Origin of the sequence: Domibacillus sp. DTU_2020_1001157_1_SI_ALB_TIR_016 (genome assembly GCF_032341995.1) — a bacterium.
Lineage (GTDB): Bacteria > Bacillota > Bacilli > Bacillales > Domibacillaceae > Domibacillus > Domibacillus indicus_A.
This window is the reverse complement of sequence record NZ_CP135438.1, coordinates 699688-718982: the sequence shown is the minus strand read 5'-3', so window position 1 is coordinate 718982 and position 19295 is coordinate 699688. Positions and strand designations below refer to the sequence as shown.

At 44.8% G+C, this 19295-nt stretch carries 10 protein-coding genes, 22 tRNA genes and 3 rRNA genes; 1 reads left to right on the top strand and 34 read right to left on the bottom strand.

The window, feature by feature from the left end; all coding sequences use genetic code 11:
- Positions 1-12: 12 nt before the first annotated feature.
- From RRU94_RS03490 to RRU94_RS03330, 33 genes are all read right to left on the bottom strand, one after another.
- Positions 13-1173, bottom strand: coding sequence for a Gfo/Idh/MocA family protein (locus tag RRU94_RS03490; protein ID WP_315691814.1), 1161 nt, complete (start codon positions 1171-1173; stop codon positions 13-15).
- Between the two features lie 24 nt (positions 1174-1197).
- A complete protein-coding gene (locus tag RRU94_RS03485; protein ID WP_315691813.1) occupies positions 1198-2241 on the bottom strand; it encodes an NAD(P)-dependent alcohol dehydrogenase in 1044 nt (347 codons plus the stop codon).
- A gap of 12 nt (positions 2242-2253) precedes the next feature.
- Entirely contained in the window at positions 2254-3372 is a 1119-nt protein-coding gene (locus tag RRU94_RS03480) for a Gfo/Idh/MocA family protein (protein ID WP_315691812.1), read from the bottom strand.
- 257 nt (positions 3373-3629) lie between these two features.
- Complete coding sequence (locus RRU94_RS03475; protein ID WP_315691811.1) at positions 3630-4799, bottom strand: sugar ABC transporter permease; 1170 nt, start codon at positions 4797-4799, stop codon at positions 3630-3632.
- Positions 4777-6315, bottom strand: coding sequence for a xylose ABC transporter ATP-binding protein (locus RRU94_RS03470; RefSeq protein ID WP_315691810.1), 1539 nt, complete (start codon positions 6313-6315; stop codon positions 4777-4779). Before RRU94_RS03470 ends, RRU94_RS03475 begins: the two co-directional genes overlap by 23 nt.
- Positions 6316-6383: 68 nt before the next feature.
- Positions 6384-7466, bottom strand: a complete 1083-nt coding sequence (xylF, locus tag RRU94_RS03465; protein WP_315691809.1) for a D-xylose ABC transporter substrate-binding protein — start codon at positions 7464-7466, stop codon at positions 6384-6386.
- Between the two features lie 172 nt (positions 7467-7638).
- Complete coding sequence (locus RRU94_RS03460; RefSeq protein WP_315691808.1) at positions 7639-8010, bottom strand: hypothetical protein; 372 nt, start codon at positions 8008-8010, stop codon at positions 7639-7641.
- 396 nt (positions 8011-8406) lie between these two features.
- Positions 8407-9180: a TerC family protein gene (locus tag RRU94_RS03455; protein WP_315691807.1), complete on the bottom strand. Its 774-nt coding sequence runs from the start codon at positions 9178-9180 to the stop codon at positions 8407-8409.
- A 382-nt stretch (positions 9181-9562) separates the two neighbouring features.
- Positions 9563-9678 (bottom strand): 5S ribosomal RNA (gene rrf / locus RRU94_RS03450).
- A 77-nt stretch (positions 9679-9755) separates the two neighbouring features.
- A 23S ribosomal RNA gene (locus RRU94_RS03445) occupies positions 9756-12688 on the bottom strand.
- 171 nt (positions 12689-12859) lie between these two features.
- Positions 12860-14412 (bottom strand): 16S ribosomal RNA (locus RRU94_RS03440).
- The 16S, 23S and 5S rRNA genes sit together here with 22 tRNA genes alongside, the layout of an rRNA operon.
- A 388-nt stretch (positions 14413-14800) precedes the next feature.
- Positions 14801-14875: transfer RNA gene (locus RRU94_RS03435), tRNA-Gly, on the bottom strand.
- A gap of 7 nt (positions 14876-14882) precedes the next feature.
- Positions 14883-14957 (bottom strand) — tRNA-Gln (locus tag RRU94_RS03430).
- Positions 14958-14963: 6 nt separating this feature from the next.
- Positions 14964-15039: transfer RNA gene (locus tag RRU94_RS03425), tRNA-His, on the bottom strand.
- A gap of 5 nt (positions 15040-15044) precedes the next feature.
- Positions 15045-15128 (bottom strand) — tRNA-Tyr (locus tag RRU94_RS03420).
- Positions 15129-15151: 23 nt separating this feature from the next.
- Positions 15152-15225, bottom strand: a tRNA-Ile gene (locus tag RRU94_RS03415).
- Positions 15226-15236: 11 nt separating this feature from the next.
- Positions 15237-15312: transfer RNA gene (locus RRU94_RS03410), tRNA-Phe, on the bottom strand.
- 9 nt (positions 15313-15321) lie between these two features.
- Positions 15322-15398, bottom strand: a tRNA-Asp gene (locus RRU94_RS03405).
- Between the two features lie 6 nt (positions 15399-15404).
- Positions 15405-15478 (bottom strand) — tRNA-Met (locus RRU94_RS03400).
- Between the two features lie 12 nt (positions 15479-15490).
- A tRNA-Ser gene (locus RRU94_RS03395) sits at positions 15491-15583 on the bottom strand.
- Between the two features lie 22 nt (positions 15584-15605).
- A tRNA-Met gene (locus tag RRU94_RS03390) sits at positions 15606-15679 on the bottom strand.
- Between the two features lie 20 nt (positions 15680-15699).
- Positions 15700-15775 (bottom strand) — tRNA-Ala (locus RRU94_RS03385).
- A gap of 11 nt (positions 15776-15786) precedes the next feature.
- Positions 15787-15860 (bottom strand) — tRNA-Pro (locus RRU94_RS03380).
- An 85-nt stretch (positions 15861-15945) separates the two neighbouring features.
- Positions 15946-16019, bottom strand: a tRNA-Arg gene (locus tag RRU94_RS03375).
- Positions 16020-16024: 5 nt separating this feature from the next.
- A tRNA-Leu gene (locus RRU94_RS03370) sits at positions 16025-16106 on the bottom strand.
- 7 nt (positions 16107-16113) lie between these two features.
- Positions 16114-16189 (bottom strand) — tRNA-Lys (locus tag RRU94_RS03365).
- Positions 16190-16195: 6 nt separating this feature from the next.
- Positions 16196-16271 (bottom strand) — tRNA-Thr (locus RRU94_RS03360).
- A gap of 5 nt (positions 16272-16276) precedes the next feature.
- Positions 16277-16352, bottom strand: a tRNA-Val gene (locus tag RRU94_RS03355).
- A 3-nt stretch (positions 16353-16355) separates the two neighbouring features.
- A tRNA-Glu gene (locus tag RRU94_RS03350) sits at positions 16356-16430 on the bottom strand.
- A gap of 111 nt (positions 16431-16541) precedes the next feature.
- Positions 16542-16614 (bottom strand) — tRNA-Val (locus tag RRU94_RS03345).
- Between the two features lie 4 nt (positions 16615-16618).
- Positions 16619-16693 (bottom strand) — tRNA-Glu (locus tag RRU94_RS03340).
- Between the two features lie 14 nt (positions 16694-16707).
- A tRNA-Ser gene (locus tag RRU94_RS03335) sits at positions 16708-16798 on the bottom strand.
- 4 nt (positions 16799-16802) lie between these two features.
- Positions 16803-16877: transfer RNA gene (locus RRU94_RS03330), tRNA-Asn, on the bottom strand.
- Between the two features lie 482 nt (positions 16878-17359).
- On the opposite strand from RRU94_RS03330, the gene RRU94_RS03325 reads away from it, so the two are divergent.
- Positions 17360-17629: a hypothetical protein gene (locus RRU94_RS03325; RefSeq protein WP_315691806.1), complete on the top strand. Its 270-nt coding sequence runs from the start codon at positions 17360-17362 to the stop codon at positions 17627-17629.
- Between the two features lie 303 nt (positions 17630-17932).
- On the opposite strand, the gene RRU94_RS03320 is transcribed toward RRU94_RS03325, so the two are convergent.
- Positions 17933-19192 carry a DUF5068 domain-containing protein gene (locus RRU94_RS03320; protein ID WP_315691805.1) on the bottom strand — a complete coding sequence of 420 codons (1260 nt, stop codon included), beginning with the start codon at positions 19190-19192 and terminating at the stop codon, positions 17933-17935.
- Between the last annotated feature and the right edge of the window lie 103 nt (positions 19193-19295).

Sequence of the window (19295 nt, the reverse complement as noted above, 5' to 3'; positions counted from 1 at the left end):
CTGTCTTTGTCTTTACAAATCGCTCGGCTTGATCCAGCGGCGTTCTTCAATAGACAAATCTACCGCTTCCAGTACTTGCTGGCACTTTACACCAGCTGTAAAATCAGGAATCGGCTGGCGATCTTCTTTAAAGGACTGCATCAGCTCCACTACTTCATGAATAAATGTATGTTCATAGCCGATTGTATGTCCAGGCGGCCACCATGCATCTGCATAAGCATGGGCAGGATCGGTGGCCAGCACACGGCGGAATCCTTGCACATCACCAGCGTCGTCCGTGAAGTATACCTGCAGTTCATTCATCCGTTCAAAGTCAAATTTCACGCTGCCTTTGCTGCCGTTAATTTCAAATGAATTTGTACACCGGTGGCCAGATGCATAGCGTGTTGCTTCAAAGCTTCCGAGCGCACCATTTTCAAATCGGGCCATAAACAGCGTGGCGTCATCAACCGTTACTTTTTCTGTTGGTGAATCTTTGCTTGCCTGGGCGCTTAAGCCTGTCATATTGTCTGGAACAGGCCGCTCTTTCACGAATGTCTCACTCATCCCGATGACTTCTGAGATGCCGCCGACAAGGAAATGAGCCAAGTCAATTAAATGCGCGCCTAAATCTCCATGTGAACCTGATCCAGCAATTTCTTTCTGCAGGCGCCAGGTTAAGGGAAATTCCGGATCAACAAGCCAGTCCTGCAAAAACCAGGCACGGAAATGATGAATGTCGCCGAGCCGGCCTTCTTCAACCAACTTTTTCGCGAGAAGAACGGCAGGTGCGAATCGGTAGTTGAAACCGATCATGTGCTTAACTCCTGCTTTTTCTGCCGCTTCTAAAATTTCACGGGAATCCTTTAATGTCAATGCCAGTGGTTTTTCACAAAAAATGTGTTTTCCAGCTGCTGCAGCTGCCAGCGCAATTTCTTTATGGGCATCACTTGGTGCATTAATGTCAATCAAGTCAATATCCGGGTTATCCATTAATTCCCGCCAATCCGTACTGCTCTGTTCCCATCCAAACTGCTTAGCGGCTTTTTGAACATTCTCTGCATTTCTTCCACAAATCACTTTCATTACTGGTCGTGGCTGATCGGGGAAAAACATCGGCAAATCACGGTATGCGTGACTATGTGCTTTTCCCATAAACTTATAACCGACCATGCCAATGCGAACTTCTTTCATTGATGAATACCCTCCTTCTTTTTATTAACGTCCGTTCGGATAAATCATAATTTTCAGTGTGTTTTTCTTATCTTGAATAGCTTTTTCAAATGCTGCCTCTACATCATGAAGCGAATCGTAATAATCTGTTATAATTTTCTCAATATCAATCTTGCTTTCTGATAACAGCTGAATCGCTTTTGGGTATGTATGGTGGTAGCGAAACACCCCTCTTATATCAATTTCTTTGTTAATTATCTGGGCAATGTTAAGCGATGCTTCATCTTCGGAAGACATCCCAACAATCACCGCTTTGCCGCCACGACGTACTGCTGAAATCATGTTCTTTAACGCTGCCGGGCTCCCGGCTGTTTCAATCGCCACATCCACGCCGAGTCCATTTGTATACTCCGAGATCTTTTCCTCAAACGATTCGGTTTTTACATTAATCACCTCATCTGCACCTAGCTCTTTTGCTTTATCCAGACGTGCCTGTTCCAAATCAACGCCAATAATTAGTCCAGCGCCGCTCATTTTTGCTGCTGCAGCCGTCAGCAAGCCAATAGGGCCCATGCCTAAAATAAGCACCGTATCACCGTCTTTTACATCTCCCCGGCTGCAGGCATGAAGGCCGACAGAAAACGGTTCAATTAATGCACCCGTTTCGTCACTCATACCATCTGGGATTGGAAACACAAGGTCGCTGCGCATCACAATGTACTGGCAGAAAGCACCGTCATACGGGGGCGTTGCTAAAAACTCCACTTCCTTGCATAAATTGTAGCGCCCGCTCTGGCAATGAACGCATGTGCCGCATGTTTTACCAGGTTCAATGGCAACACGCTGGCCTTTTTCAAAGTCTTGAACACCTTTTCCAAGATCTATAATTTCTCCTGATACTTCATGACCTAAAATAATTGGCTTTTCTACAATAAAGTCGCCGATTTTTCCATGCTCGTAATAATGAATATCCGATCCGCACAAACCAACTGCTTTGACTTTAATCAAGACTTCATTGTCAGCAGGAACCTGAATGCTCTGTTCCTGCACATCAATTTCTTTTAGTTTCTGCAATACGGCTGACTGCATAGCGACTCCTCCTTATTTTCCTGACATGAGATCGTGGAAATTATCCTGGTCAATGCCTGTTGGAAGCGTAGCCGGCTGGTCACATGTACTGCTCAATTCATAATGCTTTCCTTGTTCGGCAGCATCATGAAACCCATGCATAATGTCAAGTACATGGTACGCAAGGTCGCCGCTTGCTCTTGGTGAGCGGCCTTCTAAAATGGCATACGCCATTTCCGCAAGGCCAATGCCTCGGCTGTTTTCTGAAAAACCATGTGTCAGCGGAATATCCGACCATTGTTCCTGTCCTTTTCGGCGCACCCGTACAGGGCCGCCAAATGTATTCGGATCTGGTACCACAAGACTACCCTCCTCTCCGTACACCTCAATGTACGGCAGACTATGATGCCACGTATCAAAGCTTGTAATAATCGAGGCGACGGCTCCTTGATGGAATTCCATAATACCGTTAATCTGCGTCGGCGTATTGACTTGGATTTTCTCTCCGTACTTTGGCTCGCTTAAAATGGTCCGTTCTGGGAATGTTACGCTTGCAGCACCTGTCACCCGCTTTACAGGGCCCATCATGGAAATAAGCGCTGTAATATAGTACGGTCCCATATCAAACATCGGGCCGCCGCCTTTTTGATAGTAAAAGCCTGGATCTGGATGCCAATGCTCATGGCCATGGTTCATCATAAAAGCTGTTGCGGATACAGGACGCCCGATCCAGCCGTCTTCGATTAACTTGCGCGCTGTTTGAATGCCTCCGCCTAAAAACGTATCCGGCGCATTCCCGACGTAGCAGCCGCTTTCTTTTGCCGCTTCCTGAATGGCTTGTCCTTCTTCACGTGTTACAGCAAGCGGTTTTTCACTGTATACATGCTTGCCGGCTTTTAATGCCTGAACAGCAATATCGGCATGGGCAGCCGGAATCGTTAAGTTTAGAACAAGATCGATCTCCGGGTCTTGGATCAATTCTTCCGGCAAATAGGCTTTTTCAATATTATGCTTTTCAGCCGTTGCTTTCGCCCGGCTTAAATCCAAATCCGCACATGCTGTGATATCATAAAAATTAAACTTTTTTGCATTTTCAAGGTAAATGCCGCTGATAAATCCGCACCCAATTAACCCTACACGTACTTTTTTCATTTCTTTTCCTTCTTTCTCAAATGAAATCAATATTATCCTTTTACAGAACCTGCAGCCACACCTTTTACAATTTTCTCTTTCGCGAAGAAATAAACAAGAAGCAGCGGCAAGCTGCTCATTGTCAGTGAAGCCAAATCTTTGGTACATTATCTGACCAATCACTTAGGCTTTTTTATTTTTTCATGCTAGGCTTGATTATTAATATGAATGAAATATTGCTAGTAATAGCAGCTGATAGTTTTTAAAATTTACCATAATTATTTTTTGCTTGAAATGTCAAGCCAAACAGCAAAAATCAAAATAGAGCCTTTAACGATGTATTGCCAAAACGTTTCAATATTCATCATGCTCATTCCGTTATCAATACTGGCCATGATAAGTGCACCAATAATCGCACCCATAATTTTCCCTTTTCCACCCATTAAACTTGTTCCACCGATTACACAGGCGGCAATTACATCTAATTCAAGCATGTTACCGGCACTCACCGTTGCCGCATTTAATCTGCTTGTTAAAAGCACTCCTGCTACTCCTGCTAGTGCGCCCATTAAGATAAAGACGTACAATACATTTCGTTTAATGTTAATTCCTGAGAGCGCTGCAGCTTCAGCATTACCGCCGATCGCATATACATATCGTCCGAAAGACGTTTTCAGAGATACAAAAAGGAACAATCCAGCAAATGAAACAGCAATCAACATTGAAATAGGAATTCCCAAATAACGATTTAGCATATAAGTAATTAATAGAGCGAAAAAGGAATAAACTGCAACTCTACCATAATCAACAAAAGTAGATGGAACAGCTAAGCCCATGCTTTGGCGTTTCGCTCTCCTACGTGCAGTTGACACAAAGAGAAGGACAACACTGACAGCGGCAATCATATAGCCTATACTGTATGGTAAGTAACTGTTTCCAATGAGTTTAAAGCTGTCATTTAACGGAGCAATTGTCTGTCCTTCACTAATTCCAATTAAAATTCCACGGAAAATCAACATACCACCCAGCGTCACAATAAAAGCGGGTACAGCACGATAGGCAACCCACCAGCCTTGACATAACCCTATAAGAGCACCAACTGCAATGGCAGTAATGACAACAACAACCGTATTCATTCCAAACCAAACTTGGAGAATTGCTGCGATTCCACCAGTTAAACCCACTAAAGATCCAATAGATAAATCAATATGTCCGGCGACAATAACAAGAGTCATTCCAATTGCAAGGACGGCGACAACAGACATCTGTGTGAACAAATTTGATAGATTACGAGAGGATAAAAATTCACCATTTGTGAAAAATCCAAAAATGAGTGCAATTAAAACGAGTGCAATGATCAATGTATAAGCTTGAAAATCAAGTTTAAAACTCAGTTTTTTATTTTCTTTTGGAATTACATTCGTATTAGTAGGCAATGGATTGTTCACGAATCTTCCCTCCTGTGGCACATGCCATTATTTTTTCCTGTGTGGCTTCTTTCCTTGTAAATTCACCACTAATACTTCCTTCTGTCATGACTAATATTCGGTCTGACATTCCAAGAACTTCTGGCAATTCAGAGGATATAATGACAATTCCAACCCCTTGCTCTGCAAGTTCATTAATAATTTTATAGATTTCATATTTTGCGCCTACGTCAATGCCCCTTGTTGGTTCATCTAAAATAAGGACTTTGGGGTTATTTAATATCCATTTGCTGAGGACAACCTTTTGCTGGTTACCTCCACTCAACTGGCCAACCTTGGTTTCAAGACTAGGAGCCTTTAATTTCATTTTTCTTGTAATTTCATCTGCACGCTTTACTTCAAGCGCATCGTCAATAATGTTGAATTTCATGACTTTGTTTAACGCAACAAGTGTCGAGTTTTTTGCAATGTCCATCCCCAGGATAAGACCGTATCTTTTTCGATCTTCTGAAACATAGGCTAAGCCTTCCTGAATGGCATCGGCCGGCTTTTGAATATTTGTTTCTTTTCCGTCAATAATCACTTTGCCTTGCTTTTTCTCTTTAAGCCCTCCAAACAGGCTGGTGAATAGTTCACTCCTTCCAGCACCCATCAAACCAGAAAACCCGAGAATTTCTCCTTTTTTCAATGTAAAGGACACATTTTTTATGATTGATTTTCCGCTATGTGCTTCAAAAGAAGAATAGTTCTCTACTTGTAAGATTGGTTCCCCTATCGGCCGAGCCTTATAAGGGAAAAGCTCCGTCAGTTCCCTTCCAACCATTTTTGTTACTATTTTATCCTCTGAAAGCTCTTTAATTGAATCCGTGCTGATTGTTTGCCCGTCACGCAAGATCGTTACGGTATCAGCTAGTGTCATGACTTCTCCAAGTTTGTGAGAGATATAAATACACGTAACACCTTTTGACCTCAAATCTTTTAAGAGCCCTATTAAGATCTCAACATCACTCTCTGTTAATGCAGCAGTGGGTTCATCTAAAATTAAAATATCTGTTTTATTAGTGAGAGCCTTTGCAATCTCGATTAACTGTTGTTTTCCGACTGTTAAATCACCAACCTTTGTTTGCGGATCAATATTTAATCCAATGTTGCTAAGCCACTTCTGTGCTTCCGCATTTATCTTGTTCCAATTGATCACTTTTTGTCTCATAAGGTCATGACTAAGAAAGAGGTTTTCCGCAACTGTCATTTCCTCCACAAGTGCAAGTTCTTGATAAATAATGGATACGCCGGCTTGTCTCGATTCTTTTATAGATTTAAAGGACGCGGCCTCTCCGTTAATTAAGATCTGGCCACTGTATGTACCTACTGGATATACACCACTTAAAATTTTCATTAACGTTGATTTCCCAGCCCCGTTTTCACCACACAATGCATGGATTTCCCCTTTGCGTACAGAAAAAGTCACGTTATCTAATGCTTTTACACCAGGAAAGGTTTTTGTAATACCCTTCATTTGAAGTGCGAAAGTATCCATGTTGATGGCCTCCTTATCTTATTAAGAATAGGGGGGCTTCCCCCCCTAACCCTGTTCAATTCTCATTTTTATGGACGCGGTGGACGCTCATTCTCAGGGACATTTTTGTAAATCTCATCATAGGAATGGAAACCATCTTTTATAATAGTGTCAACAATATTTTCTTTACCTACCATAATTGGATCTAGTTTGATGAATGGCACATCCATTTTTCCATTATTAACAGAACCCTCAGCTTGAACACTCTCACCCTTCGCAAGTTTAACCGCGACTTCTGCGCTCATTTCTGCAATAGTTTTAATTGGCTTATAAACTGTCATTGATTGCGTACCTTCTGCAATACGTTGGACACCTGTAATGTCAGCATCTTGTCCAGAAACCGCGACTTTTCCATCTAAATTTTGACCTGACAATGCTTGAATGGCGCCTCCAGCCGTATTGTCATTAGAAGCAACAACAGCATCAATTTGGTTTTTATTAGCTGTAAGCGCATTCTCCATTATTTTGAGTGCCTCGTTTGCTTCCCAGTTCTTTGCCCATTGATCCCCTACAATTTCAATGTCACCTTTATCTACCAGAGGCTGGATAATGTTCATTTGTCCTTCCCTAAACATCTTTGCATTGTTATCCGTCGGTGATCCACCCATTAAAAAGTATTTACCTTTGGGAACTTTGTTTACCAAGTATTCTGCCTGCATTTCTCCAACGCGTATATTATCGAAGGAAACATATGCATCTATTTCTGAATTATTAATTAAGCGATCGTATGCTAATACTGGAATACCTTCAGCTTTTGCTTGATCGACAACTGGTGTTAAAGAATCAGAGTTTATAGGAATAATAACAAGTATATCAATTCCCTGTGAAAGCATATTTTGAATTTGTGACAATTGTTTTGCTTCATCACCATCTGCCGATTGAACTAAGACTTCACTGCCAAGTTCCTCTGCCTTCTTAACAAATATATCTCTGTCATGTTGCCACCTTTCTAAAGATAAGTCAGATACAGAAAGACCTATTCTAATCTTCTTTTCAACTTGCTCTGAATTGCTACCGCTTACATCTTTTCCTGCATCTTGCCCACAGGCTGCCAGAATAAATACCAGTAACGATACCATTAAAACGTTTAGAAATCCCTTACATTTATTCATCTGCTTGCCCCCCTTTTTTTATCAGATAAGAATTTGAATACTCTTAATCTTGGAATTGAGTATAGCAGGGGTAACTTTGTTTGTCTAGTAGCTAAACAAAGTTTGTTATAATAAATAATAGTTAGTTATATAAGATTATCGTAGAGGGGCTTATTTTGGATATGCTACACTATCACTTACCTCTATTTATCTGTTTTGAGACGAAAAGCGTTTCTTCTCTTTTTTTGTCCAAATTGGCGCAGCACCTCTTTACCCCAGCCGATTTTTTCAGGTTTGCCGCGGAAATCATCGTGACTTTCCAAGGATTTATACCTTCAACTGCCAGTTGGTCTTCCATACTTCTCAGGCTAGACTCATGGAACTCCCAAGAGACCGCCACATTGTACGTCCACACTTTGTCTGCTGTTTCAATCGCACCGTTATGGTCTACAAACCTTTTTAGCTCTGATTTCAGCATCTTTAATGACGACTCCATGCGCTCAATTTCCGCAGCAAGCTCTGCCACATCCTGTGCAGACTTGATTTTTGGAACATCCATTAACACAACAGGATTTTCCCTGTTTTTTTTTCTTTAACTCGCAGATATTCTTTCATCGCCCGGATTTGTTCTGGGTCTCGAATCGGATCAACCGTATTTTGTCCTTGCTTTGCTGCCAAAGAAGACCCTCCTATTTTATTCGTTATGTCGCGTTCAACGTGAATATACTATTCAATATGTAGCGTTGAAATTTCTTCTTCCTAAATAAAACAAGCGCCGTTCCTTGTCTTTCAAAGGATAGCGCTTGTTTTATTGGGTTGTTCCGAACGCAACATAATATCCCATCATGTATTAGAAAGCCAAGCTTTATAATACATGGATATTAATGAATAGCAAGCTATTCATTCCTCATAAAAGTCCCGTCTGTTCTTATACTCACTTTTACCGAATCTTTTTTATCTTTTATAGATCCTCTTTTTCTAATGACTTATTGGCCGGTGCAAACCAGCCAAGCAGAGCAATACCAACTAATACTCCATAGAAGATCAGAGTCCAAGCGGTACTGTGTGGAAAATCATGCTCTAAGACACCAATATCCTCATGGGCAAGAGTAATGACAGCAAGCTTGACACCAACCCAGGCAACAATTGCATAGGCAGTTGTTTCTAATGCCGGACGTTGATCGAGAAGCCGCACAAACCAGGTTGCTGCATACTTAATCAAAATAAGGCCCGCAATCCCTCCAAGAAGAACAACAATAAACTTACCTCCATCCATACCGCCGAATTCACCGAGCGGCGAATCCGGAAGGCCAAGGGCTAGAGCAACCGCAGCTAGAATCGAGTCAATGGCAAAAGCGAGATCGGCTAAACCAATCTTCCCAACAGTAGGCCAGAAACCTTTCCCTGCGGCTTCCTCTTTAACTTCCTCACGAATATTCTCATTTTTCTTCCCGAACCGGGCCTGAATTACATGCTTTAAGCCCAAGTAAAGAAGATAAGCTGCTCCTATCGCTTGTACCTGCCAGACGTTTGCGATAAAAGAAATGGCAAAAAGTGCAGCAAATCGGAAAAAGAAAGCCATGATAATTCCGTAACTTATAGCCTTTTTTTTCTGATCTTCAGGCAAATGCTTGGCTATAACCGCTAGTACAAGGGCATTATCAGCCGATAACAATCCTTCTAATCCAATCAGGATTAACAATGCCCAAGCATACTCTAGCCAGATTGACTCCATCCATCTCTCCCCTTTCTAAAACACAATTTGTTATATAAAAGTTTCGATAACAATAGTATTACCCTTACATTCCACAGGTAATCCTACAGCAGTGTTGCATGCTCTGACACTTTGGTCCACCTCATTGCCCAATTATATTTTAAAGAAAATAACATCTGCCTAAACAGTATAACAGACCGTACACACTGGTTTCCGAAATCACAAATATAAATTATGATAAAATTACGACACTTCCTAGGATTGGTCATATAGATAAAACCTTTAAAAGAAGGATTATACAGATTAATGGAATTGTTTGGTTTTTAAGTTTTAAAATAAGGAGCAGCAAACCAATTCCTATACAAAACACAAAAAAGGACAGCTTTCGCTGTCCTCACTTCTTGCCTGGCGGCGTCCTGCTCTCACAGGGGGAAACCCCCAACTACCATCGGCGCTGAAGAGCTTAACGGCCGTGTTCGGGATGGGAACGGGTGTGACCTCTTCGCTATTGCCACCAGACTATATATGGAACAAAATTGTTCCTTCAAAACTGGATAATTTCTGTAAAGTAACGGCATACCGTTGCCATTTGGATCTTGATTAAGTCCTCGATCGATTAGTATTCGTCAGCTCCATGCGTCGCCGCACTTCCACCTCGAACCTATCTACCTCGTCATCTTCAAGGGATCTTACTTACTTGCGTAATGGGAAATCTCATCTTGAGGGGGGCTTCATGCTTAGATGCTTTCAGCACTTATCCCGTCCACACATAGCTACCCAGCGATGCCTCTGGCGAGACAACTGGTACACCAGCGGTGTGTCCATCCCGGTCCTCTCGTACTAAGGACAGCTCCTCTCAAATTTCCTGCGCCCGCGACGGATAGGGACCGAACTGTCTCACGACGTTCTGAACCCAGCTCGCGTACCGCTTTAATGGGCGAACAGCCCAACCCTTGGGACCGACTACAGCCCCAGGATGCGATGAGCCGACATCGAGGTGCCAAACCTCCCCGTCGATGTGGACTCTTGGGGGAGATAAGCCTGTTATCCCCGGGGTAGCTTTTATCCGTTGAGCGATGGCCCTTCCATGCGGAACCACCGGATCACTAAGCCCGACTTTCGTCCCTGCTCGACTTGTAGGTCTCGCAGTCAAGCTCCCTTGTGCCTTTACACTCTGCGAATGATTTCCAACCATTCTGAGGGAACCTTTGGGCGCCTCCGTTACATTTTAGGAGGCGACCGCCCCAGTCAAACTGCCCGCCTGACACTGTCTCCCACCCGGATCACGGGTGCGGGTTAGAATTTCAACACAGTCAGGGCAGTATCCCACCAGCGCCTCCACCGAAGCTGGCGCTCCGGCTTCCAAGGCTCCTGCCTATCCTGTGCAGACTGTGCCAAAATTCAATATCAGGCTGCAGTAAAGCTCCACGGGGTCTTTCCGTCCTGTCGCGGGTAACCTGCATCTTCACAGGTACTATAATTTCACCGAGTCTCTCGTTGAGACAGTGCCCAGATCGTTGCGCCTTTCGTGCGGGTCGGAACTTACCCGACAAGGAATTTCGCTACCTTAGGACCGTTATAGTTACGGCCGCCGTTTACTGGGGCTTCAATTCAGACCTTCGCTTGCGCTAAGCCCTCCTCTTAACCTTCCAGCACCGGGCAGGCGTCAGCCCCTATACGTCGCCTTGCGGCTTTGCAGAGACCTGTGTTTTTGCTAAACAGTCGCCTGGGCCTATTCACTGCGGCTCTCTCGGGCTTGCACCCTACCAGAGCACCCCTTCTCCCGAAGTTACGGGGTCATTTTGCCGAGTTCCTTAACGAGAGTTCACTCGCTCACCTTAGGATTCTCTCCTCGCCTACCTGTGTCGGTTTGCGGTACGGGCACCTTACATCTCGCTAGAGGCTTTTCTTGGCAGTGTGGAATCGAAGACTTCGGTACTAAAATTCCCTCGTCATCACAGCTCAGCTTTAATGGAAACGGGATTTGCCTCATTTCCAGCCTGACTGCTTAAACACGCGTATCCAGCTGCGTGATCTCCTATCCTCCTGCGTCCCCCCATCACTCAAACGATGCTTGGTGGTACAGGAATATCAACCTGTTATCCATCGCCTACGCCTTTCGGCCTCGGCTTAGGTCCCGACTAACCCTGAGAGGACGAGCCTTCCTCAGGAAACCTTAGGCATTCGGTGGAAGGGATTCTCACCCTTCTTTCGCTACTCATACCGGCATTCTCACTTCCAGGCGCTCCACCAGTCCTTCCGGTCTGGCTTCACAGCCCCTGGAACGCTCTCCTACCACTGACACCGAAAGGTGTCAATCCACAGCTTCGGTGATACGTTTAGCCCCGGTACATTTTCGGCGCAGAGTCACTCGACCAGTGAGCTATTACGCACTCTTTAAATGGTGGCTGCTTCTAAGCCAACATCCTGGTTGTCTGGGCAACTCCACATCCTTTTCCACTTAACGTATACTTTGGGACCTTAGCTGGTGGTCTGGGCTGTTTCCCTCTTGACTACGGATCTTATCACTCGCAGTCTGACTCCCAAACATAAGTATCTGGCATTCGGAGTTTGTCTGAATTCGGTAACCCGGGATGGGCCCCTAGTCCAAACAGTGCTCTACCTCCAGTACTCTTCGTTTGAGGCTAGCCCTAAAGCTATTTCGGAGAGAACCAGCTATCTCCAGGTTCGATTGGAATTTCACCGCTACCCACACCTCATCCCCGCACTTTTCAACGTGCGTGGGTTCGGACCTCCAGTGAGTGTTACCTCACCTTCATCCTGGACATGGGTAGATCACCTGGTTTCGGGTCTACGACCTCATACTCATGCGCCCTGTTCAGACTCGCTTTCGCTGCGGCTCCGCCTTATCAGCTTAACCTTGCATGAAATCGTAACTCGCCGGTTCATTCTACAAAAGGCACGCTATCACCCGTTAAAGGGCTCTAACTACTTGTAGGCACACGGTTTCAGGATCTCTTTCACTCCCCTTCCGGGGTGCTTTTCACCTTTCCCTCACGGTACTGGTTCACTATCGGTCACTAGGGAGTATTTAGCCTTGGGAGATGGTCCTCCCGGATTCCGACGGAATTCCTCGTGTTCCGCCGTACTCAGGATACACTCAAGAGAGAAGAAGATTTCAGCTACAGGGCTGTTACCTTGTTTCGCGGATCTTTCCAGATCGCTTCACCTATCCTCTTCCTTTGTAACTCCGTATAGAGTGTCCTACAACCCCAAGAAGCAAGCTTCTTGGTTTGGGCTATGTCCCGTTTCGCTCGCCGCTACTCAGGGAATCGCGTTTGCTTTCTCTTCCTCCGGGTACTTAGATGTTTCAGTTCCCCGGGTATGCCTCCTCCTGCCCTATGTATTCAGGCAGGGGTACCATCCCATTACGGATGGTGGGTTTCCCCATTCGGAAATCTCCGGATCAAAGCTTACTTACAGCTCCCCGGAGCATATCGGTGTTAGTCCCGTCCTTCTTCGGCTCCTAGTGCCAAGGCATCCACCGTGCGCCCTTTCTAACTTAACCTAAAATGGCGATTACTCGGTATTGCTTGGTGTTACTTTACGATATTATCCAGTTTTCAAAGAACAATCATGTTTACTATCTAATATAGAAGGAATTCATCCCTCAAAACTGAACAAAATAACGCGTCAACGTGTGTGAGAACCAAGTTCTCACTTCCGTAAATATCCTTAGAAAGGAGGTGATCCAGCCGCACCTTCCGATACGGCTACCTTGTTACGACTTCACCCCAATCATCTGCCCCACCTTCGGCGGCTGGCTCCCGTAAGGGTTACCCCACCGACTTCGGGTGTTGCAAACTCTCGTGGTGTGACGGGCGGTGTGTACAAGGCCCGGGAACGTATTCACCGCGGCATGCTGATCCGCGATTACTAGCGATTCCAGCTTCATGCAGGCGAGTTGCAGCCTGCAATCCGAACTGAGAATGGTTTTATGGGATTGGCTAAACCTCGCGGTCTTGCAGCCCTTTGTACCATCCATTGTAGCACGTGTGTAGCCCAGGTCATAAGGGGCATGATGATTTGACGTCATCCCCACCTTCCTCCGGTTTGTCACCGGCAGTCACCTTAGAGTGCCCAACTGAATGCTGGCAACTAAGATCAAGGGTTGCGCTCGTTGCGGGACTTAACCCAACATCTCACGACACGAGCTGACGACAACCATGCACCACCTGTCACCGCTGCCCCCGAAGGGGAAGATCTGTCTCCAGACCGGTCAGCGGGATGTCAAGACCTGGTAAGGTTCTTCGCGTTGCTTCGAATTAAACCACATGCTCCACCGCTTGTGCGGGCCCCCGTCAATTCCTTTGAGTTTCAGCCTTGCGGCCGTACTCCCCAGGCGGAGTGCTTAATGCGTTAGCTGCAGCACTGAGGGGCGGAAACCCCCCAACACTTAGCACTCATCGTTTACGGCGTGGACTACCAGGGTATCTAATCCTGTTCGCTCCCCACGCTTTCGCGCCTCAGCGTCAGTTACAGACCAAAGAGCCGCCTTCGCCACTGGTGTTCCTCCACATCTCTACGCATTTCACCGCTACACGTGGAATTCCGCTCTTCTCTTCTGCACTCAAGCCTTCCAGTTTCCAATGACCCTCCACGGTTGAGCCGTGGGCTTTCACATCAGACTTAAAAGGCCGCCTGCGCGCGCTTTACGCCCAATAATTCCGGACAACGCTTGCCACCTACGTATTACCGCGGCTGCTGGCACGTAGTTAGCCGTGGCTTTCTGGCCAGGTACCGTCAAGGTACGGGCAGTTACTCCCGTACTTGTTCTTCCCTGACAACAGAGTTTTACGATCCGAAAACCTTCTTCACTCACGCGGCGTTGCTCCGTCAGACTTTCGTCCATTGCGGAAGATTCCCTACTGCTGCCTCCCGTAGGAGTCTGGGCCGTGTCTCAGTCCCAGTGTGGCCGATCACCCTCTCAGGTCGGCTACGCATCGTCGCCTTGGTGAGCCGTTACCTCACCAACTAGCTAATGCGCCGCGGGTCCATCTGTAAGTGACAGCCGAAGCCGCCTTTCAATCAAGAACCATGCGGTTCTTAATGTTATTCGGTATTAGCCCCGGTTTCCCGGAGTTATCCCAATCTTACAGGCAGGTTACCCACGTGTTACTCACCCGTCCGCCGCTAACTTGAACAGAGCAAGCTCTGTCAAGTCCGCTCGACTTGCATGTATTAGGCACGCCGCCAGCGTTCGTCCTGAGCCAGGATCAAACTCTCCAAAAAAGTTTGACTTGCTCATTTGTTCCCATTAAAACACGGGGTGTTTTTAATGGGAGATAAAAATTAAAACGTTGACGTTTATTTTGTTCAGTTTTCAAAGATCAATTTCCTTCGCCGTCATTTCGACAGCTAAATAATCATATCATATCCTCATTTACACGTCAACACTTAAAAGAAAAAATATTATTCCTTCAAAATGATGAAGATGTAAATCAGTTTGTTCAAGCCGCCTTATTTATTGGCGGATTCATAATATAACATAAGCTCTCTTGCGAAATCAATAGGAATTTACAAAAAAATATTTTTCCGAAATAATAATTTGCACATTTCAAAATTTCACAAATCCTTCATTCCTTAAACAGAATGATAAATGCCGTCAAAGCAAATAATATGGAGCGGAAGACGGGATTCGAACCCGCGACCCCCACCTTGGCAAGGTGATGTTCTACCACTGAACTACTTCCGCAAAATAATGGCTGGGCTAGAAGGATTCGAACCTTCGCGTGACGGAGTCAAAGTCCGTTGCCTTACCGCTTGGCTATAGCCCAAAAATATGGGGCGATCGAGGGGAATCGAACCCCCGAATGTCGGAGCCACAATCCGATGCGTTAACCACTTCGCCACGACCGCCATACTGGTGGAGGGGGGCAGATTCGAACTGCCGAACCCGAAGGAGCGGATTTACAGTCCGCCGCGTTTAGCCACTTCGCTACCCCTCCAGTATATGAAGTTATATAAAAAATGGGCCTGAATGGACTCGAACCATCGACCTCACGCTTATCAGGCGTGCGCTCTAACCAGCTGAGCTACAGGCCCATTATTTAAAATGGTGGCTCAGGACGGAATCGAACCGCCGACACAAGGATTTTCAGTCCTTTGCTCTACCAACTGAGCTACTGAGCCATATAAAAATGGCGGTCCGGACGGGACTCGAACCCGCGACCTCCTGCGTGACAGGCAGGCATTCTAACCAACTGAACTACCGGACCAAACGATTGCGGGGGCAGGATTTGAACCTGCGACCTTCGGGTTATGAGCCCGACGAGCTACCGAGCTGCTCCACCCCGCGACGATAAAATAATGGAGGAGGAAAGGGGATTCGAACCCCTGCGCGGTTTGACCCGCCTGTCGGTTTTCAAGACCGATCCCTTCAGCCGGACTTGGGTATTCCTCCAACATACATATATAAACTTAAGTAGCGGCGGAGGGGATCGAACCCCCGACCTCACGGGTATGAACCGTACGCTCTAGCCAGCTGAGCTACACCGCCAAAAAAAGTATTGAAAATATTGGTGGAGCCTAGCGGGATCGAACCGCTGACCTCCTGCGTGCAAAGCAGGCGCTCTCCCAGCTGAGCTAAGGCCCCATTTTTATAAATCGGGAAGACAGGATTCGAACCTGCGACCCCTTGGTCCCAAACCAAGTGCTCTACCAAGCTGAGCTACTTCCCGGACTTGAACAGGGTGTTCTGTCTTTCAAAAAACATATCAACTTTCAAAAGAATCTTGTAAGAACTCTGTTTCATATATAAACTAACGCGCCTGAGAGGACTCGAACCTCTAACCGCTTGATTCGTAGTCAAGTACTCTATCCAATTGAGCTACAGGCGCAAAAGTGCGGGTGAAGGGACTTGAACCCCCACGCCTTGCGGCGCCAGATCCTAAGTCTGGTGCGTCTGCCAATTCCGCCACACCCGCATGTACATGGTGAGCCATGAAGGACTCGAACCTTCGACCCTCTGATTAAAAGTCAGATGCTCTACCGACTGAGCTAATGGCTCGGTAAATGGTGCCGGCAAGAGGACTTGAACCCCCAACCTACTGATTACAAGTCAGTTGCTCTACCAATTGAGCTACACCGGCATAAATGGTGGAGGATGACGGGATCGAACCGCCGACCCTCTGCTTGTAAGGCAGATGCTCTCCCAGCTGAGCTAATCCTCCAAATGGTGACCCCTACGGGATTCGAACCCGTGTTACCGCCGTGAAAGGGCGGTGTCTTAACCGCTTGACCAAGGGGCCTTACTTCTTATATATATGATTTTAAAATGGCTCCGCAGGCAAGACTTGAACCTGCAAGCGGTCGCTTAACAGCCAATTATTCTACCGATTAAGCTACACCGGCATAAATAATGGAGGATGACGGGATCGAACCGCCGACCCTCTGCTTGTAAGGCAGATGCTCTCCCAGCTGAGCTAATCCTCCAAAATGGTGACCCCTACGGGATTCGAACCCGTGTTACCGCCGTGAAAGGGCGGTGTCTTAACCGCTTGACCAAGGGGCCATAAAAATAAAATCTGGCGGAGAAGGAGGGATTTGAACCCTCGCGCCGGTTACCCGACCTACACCCTTAGCAGGGGCGCCTCTTCAGCCTCTTGAGTACTTCCCCAGATTGGCTCCGCAGGCAAGACTCGAACTTGCGACCGATCGGTTAACAGCCGATTGCTCTACCACTGAGCTACTGCGGAATAGTTTGTACTAACGACAGCTATAAAATAATATCATCTTAAAAATTTAAAATCAATACTTTTTCAAAAAAATTCTTATTACCTTTCTTCTTTCACTGTTTTCTTTTCCAGCAAAGTGAAACATACCCCTTTAAGAAAGCTGTTGTATAGAGTTTTGAATTCATTATGAAGAGTGATACTTATTAAAAGTAGAAAATATAAAATATGAATAAAGCAGAAGGTTAATGGATTGAAAACCCATGAGAAAACCTTAAGAAAAACTTTTTTAGAGACGTATTATTGAGTAACCACTTGAATGGTGGTGCCTTACTCGTTTAGACTTTGCTGCACGCTCACGTTGGGATTTTATATGACTTTTTTGCCCCCCTGCTTTTTCCTTCTTTAACAAATGTACCTATTAAGAAAAAAATGTATTCGCACAGGCAGCCTGTATAATTCATCATGGAATACACATCCTATCTCTGCTTAGGAGGTGAGATATCATGACTAATCAAAGAAATAATCAAAACCAACAAAATAACAAAGGTGTCGCAGAGAGCATTAAGAACACAGCAGGCTCTGCCTTTGAAACCGCGCATAATGCTTTAGAAGCAACAGAAAATGTTGCCATGAATGCGGTTGATGCTACGAAAAACGCTGCAACGAATGCAGTTGATGCAACGAAAAACGCTGCAACGAATGCAGTTGATGCAACGAAAAATGTGGCAAACAATTTAACAGGCAACAACAGAAACAATCGAGGCAATCAATAAGAAACAACGAAAAACGCCATTTATCTGGCGTTTTTCGTTATTGCATACATTAATGAAACATCAGGAATCAAATAATGCTCATTCAGTATAAATACATATACTGCCTATTCCTAACAGCATGCTTTACCTAACCGCTTCATTCGTTGAAGAACGATACCTTTTATTTAAATAGAAATTTCACCGGTTATCAAGTTTTCACAAATTCTTCTAACCAAGAACACATTCATCATTAAACAGGACTATCAACTTTTTAGAAAGCCAAAAACCAGTATCTGAATGGACACTGGTTTTTCAGTTTATGACTTATCTAGGCAAAGTAAAGGCTGCGGTTCTGCCTTTAAACAACGCTTTGCCATCTGTTCCATAAAACGGGCCAAACTCTAAATCAAACTTCTTAAAGATCTCGAATTCATCTTTATTAAATAAAAATACATGTAATTTTTCGCCTTGCTGTCCGGACGCAATCTCTTGCGGATCTTGTGGTTCAGCCATTCCTTCAGCAAAAGCTGTTCCCCTGTTTTCATCAATTCTTAATTTAGAGCCGATATTCCAAATGCTCACCGGTGCATCTGATTGGTTATCAATTTTCAGTTTAACCGTTAAAGCAACAACCCCGCTGTCCCCAAAATTCCGAAAACGCTCAACGTTGGCTGCTGTTGGGATCACTTCTGTATATTGCACCCCTTCAAGGGTTACTTTCACATCGTCAATTTGTTTTGTTTCATTGATTCCGAATTTTTCAAAGATCATTTTCTTGTCGGCCATGTTATCAGTAGTCAGGCGATCTTGATAAAATTTTGGCTGACTGGCTGTTTGAGCACCTTGTTCAGTACTATAAATGAAATCATAAGCCGGCGATTGCTGCGGGTTACTATTTTTAAATTGGTCGTTATCCGCAAGATCGCCTTCGATAATATATTTTGGTTTAACGGTTTTTAATTGATCAAATTCGGCATTGGTTAAAGTAAAGGTCATTAAGCCCGTGACCTTTTCGCCAGCTTCGAATAAAGAAATCTCATCTTTATTCTTTTTAATTTTGTTAATTTGCTGATCTTCCGGCACAAACGTTTTCCAGTCGGACGGTATGTAATCTAAATCATTACTTAGCTGAATTTTATGTATGTTATTATAATACATCGGTTTGCTGGTTCCATTTTCAATCGTTACTTTAGTCGAAACCACATATCCATCAATTTGGTCATCAAATGGGATCGTAGAATCTTCATTCATATCGGTGACTTTCACAATTTGATATTCATCCACTGAAACCTTAAAACCGTTCATATCATGGGTGAATTTAGGCTCTTTATTCGTATAAACCACTTCAACATTTCCTTCTGTTTCTGCAGCGATATTTGGATTCAAGATCTCACTGGATTCAGAAGTTGATTTTTCTTCAGCGGAACTTGTTTCTTCCTTGGCACTAACCGCTTTGGCTTCCTCTGTTTTTGGTTTAGGATCGTCTTTCACTTCCGGTTCAGACACTTTTTCTTCATTTCCACATGCTGCAAGCAATAACAGGCCCGAAATGATCGTCCCTAACAAAACTTTTGATTTTCCCACGTTTTCACACACCTCTTTAAATTAATTTTTATTACTATATGATTATAACATACAGTTTTTCCCTGTAATATTTTCTCGTTTTTTCTATTTTTTATATATCTAT